Annotated in this window: 13 protein-coding genes; 5 read left to right on the forward strand and 8 right to left on the reverse strand. The window is 65.2% G+C overall.

Annotation, left to right across the window (positions count from 1 at the left end; genetic code table 11):
- The first annotated feature begins 60 nt into the window (after window positions 1-60).
- Complete coding sequence (locus ACFPK0_RS09130; RefSeq protein ID WP_377339989.1) at window positions 61-1,917, forward strand: TonB-dependent receptor plug domain-containing protein; 1,857 nt, start codon at window positions 61-63, stop codon at window positions 1,915-1,917.
- Between the two features lie 290 nt (window positions 1,918-2,207).
- Window positions 2,208-2,501: a hypothetical protein gene (locus ACFPK0_RS09135; protein ID WP_377339991.1), complete on the forward strand. Its 294-nt coding sequence runs from the start codon at window positions 2,208-2,210 to the stop codon at window positions 2,499-2,501.
- Window positions 2,502-2,631: 130 nt separating this feature from the next.
- On the opposite strand, the gene ACFPK0_RS09140 is transcribed toward ACFPK0_RS09135, so the two are convergent.
- The 3 genes from ACFPK0_RS09140 to ACFPK0_RS09150 all read right to left on the reverse strand — a co-directional run bounded on the left by ACFPK0_RS09140 (window position 2,632) and on the right by ACFPK0_RS09150 (window position 5,516).
- A complete protein-coding gene (locus ACFPK0_RS09140) occupies window positions 2,632-3,624 on the reverse strand; it encodes an urea transporter (protein ID WP_377339993.1) in 993 nt (330 codons plus the stop codon).
- A 159-nt stretch (window positions 3,625-3,783) separates the two neighbouring features.
- On the reverse strand, window positions 3,784-4,029 hold the full coding sequence (locus ACFPK0_RS09145; protein ID WP_056078896.1) for a hypothetical protein: 246 nt from the start codon (window positions 4,027-4,029) through the stop codon (window positions 3,784-3,786).
- A gap of 275 nt (window positions 4,030-4,304) precedes the next feature.
- Window positions 4,305-5,516: a bifunctional alpha/beta hydrolase/OsmC family protein gene (locus ACFPK0_RS09150; protein WP_377339995.1), complete on the reverse strand. Its 1,212-nt coding sequence runs from the start codon at window positions 5,514-5,516 to the stop codon at window positions 4,305-4,307.
- Between the two features lie 229 nt (window positions 5,517-5,745).
- On the opposite strand from ACFPK0_RS09150, the gene ACFPK0_RS09155 reads away from it, so the two are divergent.
- A complete protein-coding gene (locus tag ACFPK0_RS09155) occupies window positions 5,746-7,260 on the forward strand; it encodes a catalase (protein ID WP_377339997.1) in 1,515 nt (504 codons plus the stop codon).
- Window positions 7,261-7,372: 112 nt separating this feature from the next.
- Here the strand turns inward: ACFPK0_RS09155 and ACFPK0_RS09160 are convergent, their stop codons facing one another.
- Complete coding sequence (locus tag ACFPK0_RS09160) at window positions 7,373-7,837, reverse strand: hypothetical protein (protein ID WP_377339999.1); 465 nt, start codon at window positions 7,835-7,837, stop codon at window positions 7,373-7,375.
- A gap of 114 nt (window positions 7,838-7,951) precedes the next feature.
- Here ACFPK0_RS09160 and ACFPK0_RS09165 point away from each other — a divergent pair, with 114 nt between their 5' ends.
- Window positions 7,952-8,371: a CBS domain-containing protein gene (locus ACFPK0_RS09165; RefSeq protein ID WP_056078886.1), complete on the forward strand. Its 420-nt coding sequence runs from the start codon at window positions 7,952-7,954 to the stop codon at window positions 8,369-8,371.
- A gap of 131 nt (window positions 8,372-8,502) precedes the next feature.
- Complete coding sequence (locus ACFPK0_RS09170) at window positions 8,503-9,858, forward strand: cation:proton antiporter domain-containing protein (protein ID WP_377340002.1); 1,356 nt, start codon at window positions 8,503-8,505, stop codon at window positions 9,856-9,858.
- A 542-nt stretch (window positions 9,859-10,400) separates the two neighbouring features.
- Here ACFPK0_RS09170 and ACFPK0_RS09175 read toward each other — a convergent pair.
- The 4 genes from ACFPK0_RS09175 to ACFPK0_RS09190 form a co-directional block, all read right to left on the reverse strand.
- Window positions 10,401-11,105 carry a glutathione S-transferase N-terminal domain-containing protein gene (locus ACFPK0_RS09175; protein ID WP_056603408.1) on the reverse strand — a complete coding sequence of 235 codons (705 nt, stop codon included), beginning with the start codon at window positions 11,103-11,105 and terminating at the stop codon, window positions 10,401-10,403.
- Between the two features lie 141 nt (window positions 11,106-11,246).
- Window positions 11,247-11,507, reverse strand: a complete 261-nt coding sequence (locus ACFPK0_RS09180) for a hypothetical protein (protein WP_377340004.1) — start codon at window positions 11,505-11,507, stop codon at window positions 11,247-11,249.
- 177 nt (window positions 11,508-11,684) lie between these two features.
- Window positions 11,685-14,030 (reverse strand): heavy metal translocating P-type ATPase, encoded by a 2,346-nt coding sequence (locus ACFPK0_RS09185; protein WP_377340006.1) that lies wholly within the window; start codon window positions 14,028-14,030, stop codon window positions 11,685-11,687.
- Window positions 14,027-14,452: a MerR family transcriptional regulator gene (locus tag ACFPK0_RS09190; RefSeq protein WP_056078875.1), complete on the reverse strand. Its 426-nt coding sequence runs from the start codon at window positions 14,450-14,452 to the stop codon at window positions 14,027-14,029. Before ACFPK0_RS09190 ends, ACFPK0_RS09185 begins: the two co-directional genes overlap by 4 nt.
- Window positions 14,453-14,590 lie beyond the last annotated feature (138 nt).

Below are 14,590 nucleotides of genomic sequence, written 5' to 3' on the forward strand. Positions count from 1 at the left end.
CAAGCCACCACGTTCACCGCGGGCCGAACGGGTGGCCGCTATCCACATCCGAGTAAACGCATGAAGTTCAGCCTATTGCCGGTGCTGGTGAGCCTGATGGCCACCCAGGCCATCGCCGCCACCGACGAAGTCATCGTGACCGGCACCTACAGCCCCGTAACCGCCGAGCAGATCGCCTCCTCCGTCACGGTCATCGATCACCAGCAACTGCTCGCCCTGAGCAACCACAGCCTTGCCGATGCCTTGCGGCAAGTACCCGGCGTATGGGTCGCGGCGCAAGGCGGTCCCGGCGGCCTCACCACCATCAGCCTGCGCGGCGCCGAGGCCAATCACACCCTGGTGCTGGTCGATGGCATCGAGATGAACGACCCCACCAACACGCGCGGCGGCGCGTTCGATGTCAACGACATCAACATCGCCTCGATCCAGCGCGTGGAGATCATCCGCGGCGCCCAATCCGCCATCTACGGATCGGACGCCCTGGCCGGCGTCATCCACATCATCACCGCCGAACCCACGCCGACCATTCAACAGCATCTTTCCCTGTCCGCCGGCGAGCATGGTTACCGAACCGGCAGCTTCAGCGGCACCGGCACGGTGGACAACACCGGCTATGTGTTGCGACTGCAGGACAAGCACGCCGGCATGCCCATTGAAGGAAGCAGCGCCAACAACCGGGAAGCGCTGATAAAACTCGACTCGGCTCTCGGCGCGCATCAGCTGGACTTCACCTATCGCCACACGAAGGGAGAAAAAACCACCTTCCCCGAACAAAGCGGCGGCCCGCTGTTTGCGCGCAACCGTGATCTGGATCGAAGCCACTACACCGACCAGAACGCGGCCGCCTCATGGGCGTGGGCGATCAGCGACGGCTGGACCAGCACACTCGCCGCGACATGGTTCAACCGCGATCAGGACATCGACTCCCCCGGCATCATCCCTTTCGACGCCGTGCCACCCAACGGCGCCCGGACGGATTTCACCCGCACCAACATCAAGTGGATCAACACCCTGGGCGACAAGCAGGGCACCTGGGCCAACATCGGTTTCGAAGGCAGACACGAGGCCGGGGAGAGCAGGGGATACCTCGTCTACGGCGAGCGGATGCCCACGGACTTCCGCCTCAGCCGCTCCACCCGAAGCGCCTTCCTCAACCTCAACAGCTACCTCACCGGGAAGTTGTTCGTGGGCGCAAGCCTCCGTTCGGACAGCAATGCCCATTTCGGCACACGACAAAGCGTGCAGGGCGGTTTCCGCTATCAGCTGAGCGACAACGTCAGCTGGTTCGCCAACGCCGGCACCGGCTACAAGCTGCCAAGCTTCTTCGCCCTGGGCCATCCACTCACCGGCAACAAGGACTTGCAGCCCGAACGGTCGGCCACCCGCGACACCGGCATCGAATGGACGGCCAGCAACACCGTCCTCAACCTCAGCTACTTCGTGAACGACTACAAGGACCTGATCGACTTCGACAGCGAGCTGTTCCGCAACGTCAACCGCGCCCACACCCGAATGAAAGGCGTCGACATCGACGCCCGCTGGCACTCCAACGACCGGAAATGGACCTTGGGCGCCCACGGCAGCTACACCGACATCGACGCGGAAAGCCCCTTGCTGGGCCGGCCGCGAATCAAGGCCGGCGCCACCGCCGCTTATGCACCCAACGACCACTGGCAATTCGACCTCAACTACCTCTGGACCGGCCACCGCTTCGAAGCCAGCCGCTACAGCGGCGACGTCGTCAACGAAACCATGCCCGAATACGACCGCCTGAATGCCCGCGTGAACTACCGCATCAACCCGCAACTGGCCATCAACCTCAGCGTCGAGAACGTCACCGACAGGAAGTACATGGACGACATCGGCTTCCCGGCAATCGGCACGACCGGTTTCGTCGGCATCGATTTCGATTTCTGATTTGTCCGGATCGTGGCCGGGAAACGATCCAGCTGCACGGATTGGGCTTGCCAACGGCATCCAACAAAAGTTGGAACAGCGCAGACGCGAAACGGCACAACGAAATAGAACGTCGCCCGCAAGCAGGGCATCGATCCAGCAAAACGCCCATTTCCGGCCGCTGCGCTGGCTGAGGCGTCTGGGAGGCCATGTTCATAATTTGACATAATATACATTATGCGAAATTCAATGATGTGGAGAAGCCAGGCCACCTGCAGCCACACCTCGACCTAAAATGGGGAAACATTGCCATGCGTGGACGATGGAATGAAGCCAACTGGCGTTTGGACGCTGATGCCCTGGTGCTGCCGAACGGTCGACGTATCCCCTTGAAGGACATACTCCAATGGCAGCTCGACAAGGTGGACGGCCGACACGACTTCACCGGCCAATGGCCGGGCTGGCGGGTCCGGCAACAATGGTTGATCGCACCTGGCGGCACGATACGCCGCGGCCGGATCGCCGAGCACGTGCTGCGCCATGTGATACAGATGTCCGAATGGGAACAGGCTGAGTTGTCCCGTAGGCAACTACGGCTGTTCTAGCGATAACTGGAACGCTGGTCACCGTCACAACGCACCAGCTCACCCGCTCGTTATCAAGGCTCCGCCACCGTGACGCCCTTTTCTTCTTTCGTGGAGCCAGCGGAAAACCGGTATCCCCAACGCAATGGCCTCACGCATTCCCCGCCAACCGCAGCCCCGGAAACATCGGGCCGGCGAGGACGAACAGCCACACCACCAGCACGAATGGCAGCGTCAGCGCGGGCATGCCCAGCGGTTCCAGCGCGGCGGAGACGGCGGCGAACACGATTGCCGTGGCGATGGTGGCCAGCAAGGTGTAGGCGGTCGAGGCCTTGTCCAGCACGAAGAACACGCCGCCCAGCGCGATCGCGGTCAGCACGCTGTTGAAACCGAACGCGCCGGAGCGGATGGCCGGTTCGGCCGCACCCATGCCCCAGGCCACCAGCAGGCCGGTCAGGGAGCCCAGCAAGGCGATGATGAACACCCGGCGCGAACTGATCAGCAAGCCGATGGCGAACAGCACGCCGGTGATCACGCTGCCCTGGAAGAACACCTGCGCGATGCCGTTGAACAGGCCTTCCAGCACCGTCGAGGTGGTCACGATGCCCTCGACGATGGCTGCCGCCTTGGGCAGGCCCGCGGTGGGCAACACATGGGTCGATTGCAATCGGCCAAAGCGAGCGCACGCCAACAGGAAGCACAGCGCGGTAAAGACGAATGGCGCGGTGAGTACAGGCATCTTCCAGACGTCGAACAGGCGCAGCATCGCCGCCATCAGCACCGTGGTGCAGGCGGCGGCCAGGATCACGTAAGCCCAGGTCAGCGCATCCGGCTGCAGGAAATAGATCACGGCGATCGCCACCAGCGCACCGTTGAATCCGAACATGCCATCGCGCACCAGCGTCGGTTTCGCGCCGAGCAGGATGGCGGTGAGCGTGCTCACGACCGTGCCGACCAGCACCGCGCAGCCAAACAGCGCCGAGTTGCAGAAGATGCCGAGCAGAAACAGCAAGCCGGTGTAGCTGTTGTTCTGCAGCATGACCTGGCCGATGCCGCGCATGACGGCGTCGAGGAAACGCAGCAGGTTCTGCATCGGCTGCTGGCCATCCAGCACCAGGCCGGTCGAGGAAAGCCGTACGGGCATGGAGGAAGGTCCGTGGATGGGATGTCACATCCTAAAGCGGATACCCACCAACCGCCCCTTCCGTCGCAGCTCCGCGCGGTAGCGCCCTACCCCAAACCCGAAACCCCTTGCCGTTACACGCGGTGACTCCAGCGAGTCGGCGCGTTCGAGGACAAAAGCCTAGGCCACGGCTGCGTCGTCGGATTCTGCATTGGGGTGCGCGTAGTGTCCCAGGCGGGTCGTAACTTCCGGGCTGACCAGATCCACGGAAGCGGTCAAGCCGGTCAGCCAGTGATGATCCCGTGCCAGCTTGCGGGCCTCGGTGATGGCTCGCGCCAGGGTGAGGCGATTCATCACGCAGACCTGCCCGCGATGGATGCGCCACATGCCAGCCTCATCTTCCCGGATCGCGAACAGGACGGTCATCGACAGGTGCCTCGGTTTGAGTCGAAAGAATGCCTCGGTCAACGGATGCCGTGGATCGCAGGCCTGTCGCCAAAACTGCAGGACAGACGCAAGAGTGCACCAACGGCAAAAGGGTCGATGTCAGCCTTCCCTGACAGAGTTGTCAGGTAGCTCTGCGCCAAGCTGTGCGTTCCAGGAACTGACGCACACAGTGCATACGTATGCACCTACAGCACCTGGCGGCCCGATCGGCGGGCACGCCCCTCACCTGCGCCTGCCGTTGATGCCCGGATACCTCAGCCCGGCAACAGCTCGTCGTGGATATGCAGACTGCCGGTGAGCGTGCGGTGGACCGGGCATCTTTCGGCGACGGCGAGCAGGCGGTCGCGTTGTGCGGGGGTGAGGTTGCCGGTCAGTTTCAGGCGGCGGTAGATGGCCTGCACGCGCGCATCGTCCTGCTCGCAGTGATCGCAGTCCTTGGCGTGGTTGCGTTGATGCGAAAGCGTCACCTCGACCTCGTCCAGCGGGATCGATTCGCGGCCGGCCACCATCCGCAGGGTCATCGCGGTGCAGGCGCCGAGTGAGGCCAGCAACAGATCGTAAGGTGTGGGGCCAGCGTCGTCGCCGCCGAGTTCGCGCGGTTCGTCCGCGATCAGCTGGTGATGGCGCGCATCGATCGCCACGGCAAGGCCGGAGGCGTTGTTGGCGACGCGTACCGTGCCCGGTTCGAGTGCTTCCGCAGCCGGCACCGTTTCGAGGAAGCGGTCGGCCCAGCAGGCGATCATGCGCGCCGCGTAGCGTGCGTCGGCCTCTTTCGACAACAGGTGGCCGGCCTGATCGAGACTGAGGAAGGTCTTGGGGTGTCGGGCCGCTTCGAACAACCGGCGCGCGTGGTCGATGCTGACCACGGTATCGCCCGGCGCGTGGGCGATCAGGATGGGGTGATGCAATTGCTTCACGGCGGCGAGCACGTCGGCTTCGCGCGCCGAACGCACGAAAGCGGCGCTCAACGGAAAGCGGCGGCCGGCAATGGACACTTCGCCGCTGCCCTGTGCCTCGATCGCCTGCAGGTCGCCGTCGATGCTGTCCAGCACATGGCTGACATCGGACGGCGCGCCGATGGTGGCCACCGCGCGCGCCGATGGAATGCGTGCGGCCGCCGCGAGCACCGCCGCGCCACCCAGGCTGTGGCCGATCAGCAACTGCGGCGCACCGATGGTGGCGGCCAGGTGCTCGGCCGCGTCGACCAGGTCATCCACGTCACCGGGAAAACCCACACTGGCGAAATCGCCCTCGCTCGATCCCAGCCCGGTGAAGTCGAAGCGCAAGGTGGCAATGCCGAGACGTGCCAGCTCATCGGTGATCCTGACCGCAGCCAGGCTGGCGCGGGTGCAGGTGAAGCAGTGCGCGAACAACGCCACTGCGCGAACCGGCCCCACCGGCTGCACCACGGTGCCGCTCAGCACGTGCCCGGAACGGGTGGTAAAGCTGCTTTCGGTGCGGGACATGGGCGATCTCCTGTGGTTGAGGGAAGGCCGGCAAACCGCTGCGCCGTTTCGGCAGGGGCAACCTGCCCCTGGTTGTGCGCCATGGCTTGCGCGCCTGCCATCATCCTAACGTGCAATGGCCGCCTCACACGGCTACTGGTGTGATGGCGTCTGCGGCACGATGATCTGATGACACAACCCGAACGATCGGGCGAGCACACTGGCAAGCCCACTGACCCAGGAGCGACTCATGAGCAGTTCCAGCAACCCGCCCCGGAATGATTCGTCCGCCGCCGGCTCGACCACCGGCACGGGCGCACCCGCGATCAGTGATCGCAACTCGCTGACCCTGGGGCCCAACGGCCCCATCCTGCTGCATGACGTGCACCTGCTGGAGCAGCTGGCCCACTTCAACCGCGAGAAGGTTCCCGAACGGCAACCGCATGCCAAGGGTGCGGGCGCGTTCGGCGTGCTGGAAATCACCGAGGATGTCTCGCGCTACACCCGCGCGGCGCTGTTCCGGAAAGGCGCGCAGACCGACATGCTGGCGCGCTTCTCCACCGTTGCCGGCGAATCGGGCAGCCCGGATACCTGGCGCGACGTGCGCGGCTTCTCGCTGAAGTTCTATACCGACGAGGGCAACTACGACCTGGTCGGCAACAACACGCCGGTATTCTTCCTGCGCGACCCGATCAAGTTTCCGCATTTCATCCGCAGCCAGAAGCGGCTGCCGGATTCCGGCCTGCGCGACAACCACATGCAGTGGGATTTCTGGACGTCCAACCCGGAAACCGCGCATCAGGTCACCTACGTCATGGGCGAACGCGGCCTGCCGCGCACATGGCGGCACATGAACGGTTACGGCTCGCACACGTACATGTGGATCAACGCCACTGGCGAGAAGTTCTGGGTGAAGTACCACTTCCACACCCGCCAGGGCATGGCGTTTTTCAACAATGCCGAAGCCGCCGCGATGGCCGGGGCGGACTCGGATTTCCACCGCCGCGACCTGTTCGAAGCCATCGCCCGCGGCGAGCACCCCGCGTGGGATCTCTCGGTGCAGGTAATGCCGTATGCCGAGGCAAAAAACTACCGCTTCAATCCGTTCGACCTGACCAAGGTATGGCCGCACAAGGATTACCCGCTGATCAAGGTCGGCACGATAACGTTGAACCGCAACCCGGAAAACTTTTTCGCGCAAATCGAGCAGGCGGCGTTCTCCCCCGGCAACACGGTGCCAGGCATCGGCTTGTCGCCGGACAAGATGCTGCTGGGCCGCGCGTTTGCCTACGCCGACGCGCAGCGCAACCGCATCGGCACCAACTTCCACCAACTGCCGGTAAACCAGCCCAAGGTGCCGGTGAACACCTATATGTTCGACGGCCAGATGGCGTATCAGCACCAGGGCAACGCGCCGGTGTACGCACCCAACAGCGGTGGCCACAGCTGGTCCGACCAGACCGGCCCGGTGGCCGATGGCTGGGAGGTCGATGGCGAGATGACCCGCAGCGCCTACACCTTGCATGCGGAAGACGATGACTTCGGCCAGGCAGGCACGATGGTTCGCGATGTGTGGAATGACGCCCAACGCACGCAGTTCGTGGAACAGGTGGCCGGCAGCCTGCTAGCCGGCGTGCGCAGCCCCGTGCTGGAGCGCGCGTTCGATTACTGGAAACACGTCGACAGCGATATCGGCCAGCGGATCGAAGCCCGGGTGAAAGCCGGCAGCGCACCGGAGCCGGTCCAGGGCATGGGCGACGGTTGACGTAGCCCTTCGCAGCACGACGACCGCCGGGCGTGGACCTGGCGGTCGTCCGCGCGGTGCTTCATGGCCGTGGCCTGGATGCGTGGCCGCAAGAAGGCCGTAACATCCTCGATCAGCGTTTGCGTGCGCCCCCGACGGCGTCGATCTCGTCAGGCCCGGAGGGAATGCCGACGCGATCTTCGTTGGCGCCCTCGTTCTCACCGCTCCCACCTGGCGCGTTACCGGCGTGGCCGGGCTGGCTACCGAGATGCGGTTGGCTACCTCGTTGGCTGGGCGTGCTGGTCGCTTCGCCGCTGGCGATGCCGCCGGTGCCCTGTTGTCCATCGCCCGAACTCTGCCTGCTTGCCAATTCCTGCGCGCTCGCCTGCTTGCCGTCTGACGGGCTTGATGGCTTTGGCATGTCGACGTCGGTGCGCGCGCTGGCACCTTCGTCACGATGGTTGGTGCGCGGATGCCCGTGTTCGTTGTCACCCATGGTGGTCGCGCCGGTTCGGTGAGCCGAAAGCATCCGCTCCAGCACGTCAGCGCGATGAGAACGCAGCGACACATCTCGGGCGAGCGGTACCTCGTTGATCATCGGCCGGTTGCTTTGACACTTCGCACACCTTTTGTTGAACGGGCCCCGTGCAGTCTCGCCAGACACGACGTGGTCGAGCGACCCGCGCCTTTTGCGAAGCAGCCAGGAGAAAGCATGAACGTTCAGAGCATCATGACGCCGCGTCCGCGCGTGTGTTCCGCCGACGCCCCGCTGGCCCATGCCGCCCGGCTGATGCTGGAACAGGATGTGGGCGAGATCCCTGTCACCGACGGCGAGATGCGCCCGATCGGTGTGATCACCGACCGCGACATCGTGCTGCGCTGCGTGGCCGTAGGCGGCAATGCGCAGAACGATACGGTCGACAGCTGCATGACCGCGCCGGCGCAGACGGTTCGCGACGACGCCACGCTGGAGGAGTGTGCCCAGCTGATGGCCAGGCATCGCATTCGCCGGGTGCCCATCGTCGACGCGAATGGTGCGATTTGCGGCATCGTGGCACAGGCTGACCTGGAGGCAACCGACGCCCGCTCGTTGAAACAACAGGTGGCTGAACGCGTCTCGACCCCGCACTGACCCGCGAACTGCCGAGGTCAGCGGCCGCAAGCCGCCGATGGCCTGCCCGCGCGTCGGGCAGCAGAAGCCCTCGGCGGATGGCCTTTCGACTGCCTGAGGTAGTGCAGCACGCCAGCACGCAAGGATCCCCGATGGGCTTTACTGCATGGTCTGCGTTGATTGGCGGCTTGCTGTTGCTGATGTCCCTGGCTTCTGGCTGGATCCGTCGTTTGCCAGTGACGTCATTCAGCCTTTACCTGCTGGCGGGCGTTATCACCGGGCCATGGGTGCTTGATCTGCTGGACGTGGATTTCGCCGGCCATGCGGTGCTCACGGCACAGCTGACCGAAGTTGCGCTGGTGGTGTCACTCTTTCTGGCGGGTTTGAAGTTGCGGGTGGGCTTCAAGGGTGCCATGTGGCGCACGGCGGCGCGGCTGGCATTGCCGGCCATGGTGCTGACGGTTCTTGGCGTATGCGTGATGGCCCATTGCATGTTCGCCGTGCCGTGGCCGCTGGCGCTTCTGCTGGGCGCCATTGCCGCGCCTACGGATCCCGTGCTCGCCAGCATGGTGGCCGTGGACGACGCCCGCGACAGGGACGCCATGCGCCTGGCGTTGTCCGGCGAAGCGGGATTGAACGACGGCACCGCACTACCCTTCCTGATGCTGGCACTACTGTTGCTGGACGGTCCGCATTCCACAACGGATCTCGGCTCGTGGGCTTGGCGCGATTTCGGCTGGCCGCTGCTGGGTGGATTGGGTGTCGGCTTTGCACTGGGCTGGGCCATCGGCTTGCTCGGCGTGCGTTTGAAGTCCACCAGCCGGGACACCAGCCCCAGCGATTTTCTGGCGGTGGGGTTGATGGCGCTGGCCTACGCCGCCGCCCAGGCGTTGTCTGCGTCCAGTTTCCTGGCGGCCTTCGCAGCGGGGCTGGGATTGCGCCACGCCGAAATACGCGTGGTCGCGCAACATCCGCATCCACGCTTCGATCGCGACCGGGCGCCACGCGAGCACCCACCTGCCGAGATGCTCATCAACCCCAACCGGGTGGGGCCGGACGAGATCAGCGAGCCGGCCACGTCTGCCGGCATGGTGATGTCGGATGCACTCTCCTTCGGCGCGACCCTGGAGCGGCTGATGGCCGCAGGGCTGGTCGTCTTGCTTGGCGCCGCTTTCGCCCGCTACTGGCATGCGCAAGGCGCGGTGTTGGCGCTGGTCCTGTTTGTCGGCGTGCGACCACTGTCCGTTTACCTGGCCACCATCGGCAGCGGCCTGCCGCGGACACGTCGGTTGTTGATTGGCTGGCTTGGCGTGCGCGGTATTGGCAGCCTGAACTACCTGGCATTCGCACTCGCCCACGGAATCGAGGGCAAAGCCGCCGCCCTGGTGGCGGATTTCGCCATCACGATCGTCGTGCTCAGCATCATCGTCCATGGCATCTCCACACCACCGTTATTGGCATGGCGCCAACGGCGCATCGTCCGTGCGGCGTCGGGGAGGAACGCCTGAGCCGCGATTGGCAGATGTAGCCGCCTGCTCGACGAAAAGGTCACGCGTTGTTACTGCCCGATGGGTTCTGCTCGCATGACGCCAACGGGTTACGCCGCACCAGCGCGCCGGCCTGCGGGCAGTCGGTGAACACTGCGCAATCTGGCCGACGCCCTGCCCCGCCCCAAAGGCCATGGGAATACCGCAGGCTCACCGGCACCACCATGACCATGACAAGGACACCTCGATGAACGCAAACGCCAACCACCAATGCGCCCACCCGGCTTGCCATTGCAGCGTTCCGCTCGGTGAGGCTTATTGCAGTGAACACTGCCGCAAGCGGGTCGAATCACCGGTGTCGGATCAGCCTGACGGCTGTCATTGCGGACACCCTGCCTGCGAGCTGCCCGGCGGTGCGGACATGGTCGCCCCGACGTAGCATCCGCATCCCCAGTCCAGCCGCTGAGTTGAGCGGATGCACGACGGTGGTGGCACCACCATCCGTTTGACAACCCGTGACGCGGCCACTCAAGTGTCGGCACTGCCCCGCCGACGGGTGTCCATCAGCCGCGGCTGGGAATCTTCAGGCCGCGCTGCACCGCGGGGCGTTCCAGCGCCCGATTGAGCCAGCGCCCCACGCTGGCAAACGCGTCGTAACCGACCAGCTCGCGCGCCTCGTAGAAGGTGATCAGGTTGTTGACCCAGCCCACGGTGGCGATGTCGGCAATGCTGTAATCGTCGCCCATGATCCAGTCACGGCCGTCCAGACGTCCATTCAGCACACCGAGCAGGCGCCTGGACTCATCCACGTAACGCTGCAGCGGGCGCTTGTCGGCATACTCCTTGCCGGCAAACTTGTTGAAGAAACCCACCTGGCCGAACATCGGGCCGATCGACGCCATCTGGAAGAACACCCACTGGATCGTGTGCCAGCGCTGGGCCGGGTCGGTGGAAATGAACTTGCCCGTCTTGTCGGCCAGATACATCAGGATGGCGCCGGACTCGAACAATGCCAGTGGCTCGCCGCGCGGGCCATCGGGGTCGATGATCGCGGGAATCTTGCCGTTGGGGTTCAGCGAAAGAAACTCCGGCGTGTGGCTTTCGTTGCGGGTGATGTCGACCAGGTGCGGCTCGTACGGCAGGCCTGTCTCCTCCAGCATGATGGACGCCTTTACGCCATTGGGCGTGTTCAGCGAATACAGCTGAATCCGATCGGGATGTTGCGCCGGCCAGCGGCTGGCGATCGGGAAACGCGAGAGGTCTGACATGGTTGCTCCTGAGTGACAGCCCGCGAGCGTCCGCACCGCGAGCATGAAGATCGGATGATCCTAACGCCAACATGCAGCCAGGCGAAGCGCGGTCCGCGCAGGCCTCGCTTCGCCGTGCAAATCCGTTGCGAAACGTGCGCCTTACGGGCGGGTTCGCGCCGTCGGCGGCTGGGTGTTATCCATGCCTGCGGTGGTCGCCGGCGGTGGATAGGTCGGGGCTGACGATGCGGTTGCCGGCGGCATCGGCACCGGCGCGGGAGCCGCCGGTGTGGTCGGTGGATAAGCCGTAGTCGCGGTGCTGGGCACCGTGTCGGAGTTGTTCGCGGTGTCGTCGTGCTTGCCGCACGCCGACAGCGCCACCGTGGACGCAACGACCAACCCTGCAACGATCAATATTTTCATGGGAGTTCCTCGGTGCAAGAAGGTGCGAGCGCGGCAATCACGATAGTCACAGCTCACGTTCCACGGCAAAACCATGACACCGCGCCCGCGCCGCAGAACCTAATCCGCCCCTTGTTGCGCTCGCGACTGCACGACATGAAGACGCCTTCACGCGTTCAATACACGGGTATCCACCGATTACAACGCCGTTCGCCTCAACCGCAACGCGTTGCTCACCACCGATACCGAACTCAAGCTCATGGCCAGCGCCGCGAACATCGGTGACAACACGATACCGAACCATGGATACAGCACGCCCGCCGCCACGGGCACGCCGACGGCGTTGTAGATGAAGGCGAAAAACAGGTTCTGGTGGATATTGCGCACAGTGGCCTGCGACAGCGCACGGGCCCGCACGATCGCACTCAGTTCGCCCTTCACCAGCGTGACGCCGGCACTCTCCATCGCCACGTCGGTGCCGCTACCCATGGCGATGCCGATGTCGGCCGCCGCCAGCGCGGGCGCGTCGTTGATGCCGTCACCAGCCATCGCCACGCGGCGACCTTCGGCACGCAATGCATTCACCACTTCCGCCTTGCGGGCCGGCGAAACCTCGGCGTGAACCTCATCGATCCCCAGCTCGCGCGCCACCTTCCGCGCGGTGGTGGCGCTGTCACCGGTCAGCATGACCAGGTGCAAGCCGGCGGCGTGCAACGCGTTGATTGCCGCTGGCGTGTCGGGCTTGATGCGATCGGCCACCGCCAGCAAGGCGGTGAGCTCGCCTTCGATGGCCAGAAACATCACGGTGGCACCGACGGCACGCAGTGTCTCGGCGCGAACCATCGCACGTTCGTCCACCGTGATGCGCAACTCGCTCATGAGTTTTGCGTTGCCGAGCGCAGCGGCATGACCGACCGCCGACAAGTCGGCCCCGGCGACCACGGCGCTGACGCCACGGCCGGTCAGCGAGCGGAAATCCGTGACCTTGAGCGCCGGCGCGTTCTCGCCGTCTGCCGCGGTCACAATCGCCCGCGCCAGCGGATGTTCGCTGGGACGCTCCAGCGCCGCTGCCATCGCCAACAGTTGTTCGCGCGACCGCCCCGCCAGACTCACCAGTTCGGTCAGCACGGGCTTGCCCAGGGTCAGGGTGCCGGTCTTGTCCACCACCAGCGTGTCGATATCGCGCAGGGTCTCGATGGCGCCGGCGTCCTTGAACAGCACGCCGTGCTGCGCACCGCGGCCGCTGGCCACCATGATCGAGATCGGCGTGGCGAGCCCCAGCGCGCAAGGGCACGCAATGATCAACACGGACACCGCCGCGATCAGCGCATGGGTCAATGCCGGCGCGGGCCCGAAGGCCGCCCAGGCGACAAACGCCAGCGCCGCGACCGCCACCACCGCCGGTACGAACCACGCCGCCACGCGATCCGCCACGCGCTGCAACGGCGCCTTGCTGCGCTGCGCCTGCGCCACCAGCGTCACGATTTGCGCCAGCATGGTTTCGCTGCCGATCCGCTGCGCGCGCATCGTCAGGCCGCCATCCTGATTGACGGTGCCGCCGACCAGCGGATCGCCCGCCGCCTTGACCACCGGCATCGGCTCGCCGGTGAGCATGGATTCGTCGACGTGGCTTTCGCCCTCCAGCACCACGCCGTCCACCGGCACTTTCTCGCCAGGACGCACGCGCAGCACGTCGCCCACCTTGAGCGCGTCCAGCGGCACGTCGCTTTCGCCGCCGTCGCTGGCAATCCGTCGCGCGCTTTTCGGCGCCAATCCCAGCAAGGCCTTCAACGCTGCCCCCGTGCGCCGCCGTGCACGCAGCTCCAGGAAATCGCCCAGGGTCACCAGGGTGACGATTACCGCCGCGGATTCGAAATACACCGCCACCCGGCCGTGCGCGTCGCGGAAACCGGCCGGAAACAGACCGGGCCACAGAAACGCCACGGCGCTGTAGACCCACGCCACGCCGGTACCCAGCGCGATCAGCGTGTACATGTTCGGCTGCCACGGCTTCAGCGAATGCCACCCGCGCCGGAAGAACGGCGCCCCACCCCACAGCACCACCACCGTCGCCAGCACGGCCTCGACCCAAGCCGTGATGCCACTCCACGGCGACGGCAGGTGCCAGCCGAACAGATGCGGCCCCATCGCCACGACAAACACGGGCAGGGTCAGCGCCAGCAGCATCCAGAACCGCCGCGCCATGCCGTCCAGTTCGCCCGCGTCGTCTTCGTCCAGGCTCGGCATCATCGGCTCCAGCGCCATGCCGCACTTGGGGCATTCACCCGGGCCGACCTGCTGCACTTCCGGATGCATCGGACAGGTGTAGATCGTGCCCGCGGGCGCCGCCACGGGAGCCACTTTCTCTTCCAGATACGCCGACGGATCGGCCATGAACTTCTCGCGGCAACGGGCTGCGCAGAAGTAGTAAGTGTGGCCCTCGTGCTCGGCGTGGTGTTTGGCCGTCGCCGGGTCGACGGTCATGCCGCAGACCGGATCCTTCTCCGCAGCAGCCGCTGCGCCACCACAACACGACGCACTCATGCCTTCACCTCGTCATCGGCCAACGCACGCAGGATCGGGCAATCCTCCGGTTTGCCGTGTCCCGGGCACGAGGCCACCAGTTGCGCCAGGCCGTCGCGCACGCGCTGCAGCTCGACAATGCGTTGCTCGATCGCAGCCAACCGCTGCTGTGCCCGCCGCTTCACCGCTTTCACGCCCCGCTGGCGATCCGCCGACAACGCCAGCAGCTCGCGGATCTCCTCCAGCGTAAAACCCAGATCCTTGGCCCGCCGGATAAAGCGCAACTGCGCGATCGCGCCCTCGTCGTAACTGCGATACCCGGACGCCCGCCGCTGCGGCTCAGGCAACAGCCCTTCGCGCTCGTAATAACGGATCGTGTCGATCGCCACACCGACGCGTTTGGCGACGGCACCGATGGTCAGGGAAGCGGGTTGGATGTTCATGACACACAGTCTAGACCATTGATCAAGGTCTAGGGTCAAGTGCACAGGAGTGTCCCTTCGACTCGGGCCCGCGCTCAGAGGGAACGGCTGGGGCCGCTGTGCGAGCGGCAGTGAGGCAGGGGCGACGAGGCTGTGACG

The organism is Rhodanobacter ginsenosidimutans (genome assembly GCF_042655685.1).
GTDB classification, from domain to species: Bacteria; Pseudomonadota; Gammaproteobacteria; order Xanthomonadales; family Rhodanobacteraceae; genus Rhodanobacter; species Rhodanobacter ginsenosidimutans.

What these genes read in the sequence shown, in the direction of transcription:
- ACFPK0_RS09130 (WP_377339989.1), top strand. Translation starts at nt 61, where the DNA reads ATGAAGTTCAGCCTATTGCCGGTGCTGGTGAGCCTGATGGCCACCCAG.
- ACFPK0_RS09135 (WP_377339991.1), top strand. Translation starts at nt 2,208, where the DNA reads ATGCGTGGACGATGGAATGAAGCCAACTGGCGTTTGGACGCTGATGCC.
- ACFPK0_RS09140 (WP_377339993.1), bottom strand. Translation starts at nt 3,624, where the DNA reads ATGCCCGTACGGCTTTCCTCGACCGGCCTGGTGCTGGATGGCCAGCAG.
- ACFPK0_RS09145 (WP_056078896.1), bottom strand. Translation starts at nt 4,029, where the DNA reads ATGACCGTCCTGTTCGCGATCCGGGAAGATGAGGCTGGCATGTGGCGC.
- ACFPK0_RS09150 (WP_377339995.1), bottom strand. Translation starts at nt 5,516, where the DNA reads ATGTCCCGCACCGAAAGCAGCTTTACCACCCGTTCCGGGCACGTGCTG.
- ACFPK0_RS09155 (WP_377339997.1), top strand. Translation starts at nt 5,746, where the DNA reads ATGAGCAGTTCCAGCAACCCGCCCCGGAATGATTCGTCCGCCGCCGGC.
- ACFPK0_RS09160 (WP_377339999.1), bottom strand. Translation starts at nt 7,837, where the DNA reads ATGATCAACGAGGTACCGCTCGCCCGAGATGTGTCGCTGCGTTCTCAT.
- ACFPK0_RS09165 (WP_056078886.1), top strand. Translation starts at nt 7,952, where the DNA reads ATGAACGTTCAGAGCATCATGACGCCGCGTCCGCGCGTGTGTTCCGCC.
- ACFPK0_RS09170 (WP_377340002.1), top strand. Translation starts at nt 8,503, where the DNA reads ATGGGCTTTACTGCATGGTCTGCGTTGATTGGCGGCTTGCTGTTGCTG.
- ACFPK0_RS09175 (WP_056603408.1), bottom strand. Translation starts at nt 11,105, where the DNA reads ATGTCAGACCTCTCGCGTTTCCCGATCGCCAGCCGCTGGCCGGCGCAA.
- ACFPK0_RS09180 (WP_377340004.1), bottom strand. Translation starts at nt 11,507, where the DNA reads ATGAAAATATTGATCGTTGCAGGGTTGGTCGTTGCGTCCACGGTGGCG.
- ACFPK0_RS09185 (WP_377340006.1), bottom strand. Translation starts at nt 14,030, where the DNA reads ATGAGTGCGTCGTGTTGTGGTGGCGCAGCGGCTGCTGCGGAGAAGGAT.
- ACFPK0_RS09190 (WP_056078875.1), bottom strand. Translation starts at nt 14,452, where the DNA reads ATGAACATCCAACCCGCTTCCCTGACCATCGGTGCCGTCGCCAAACGC.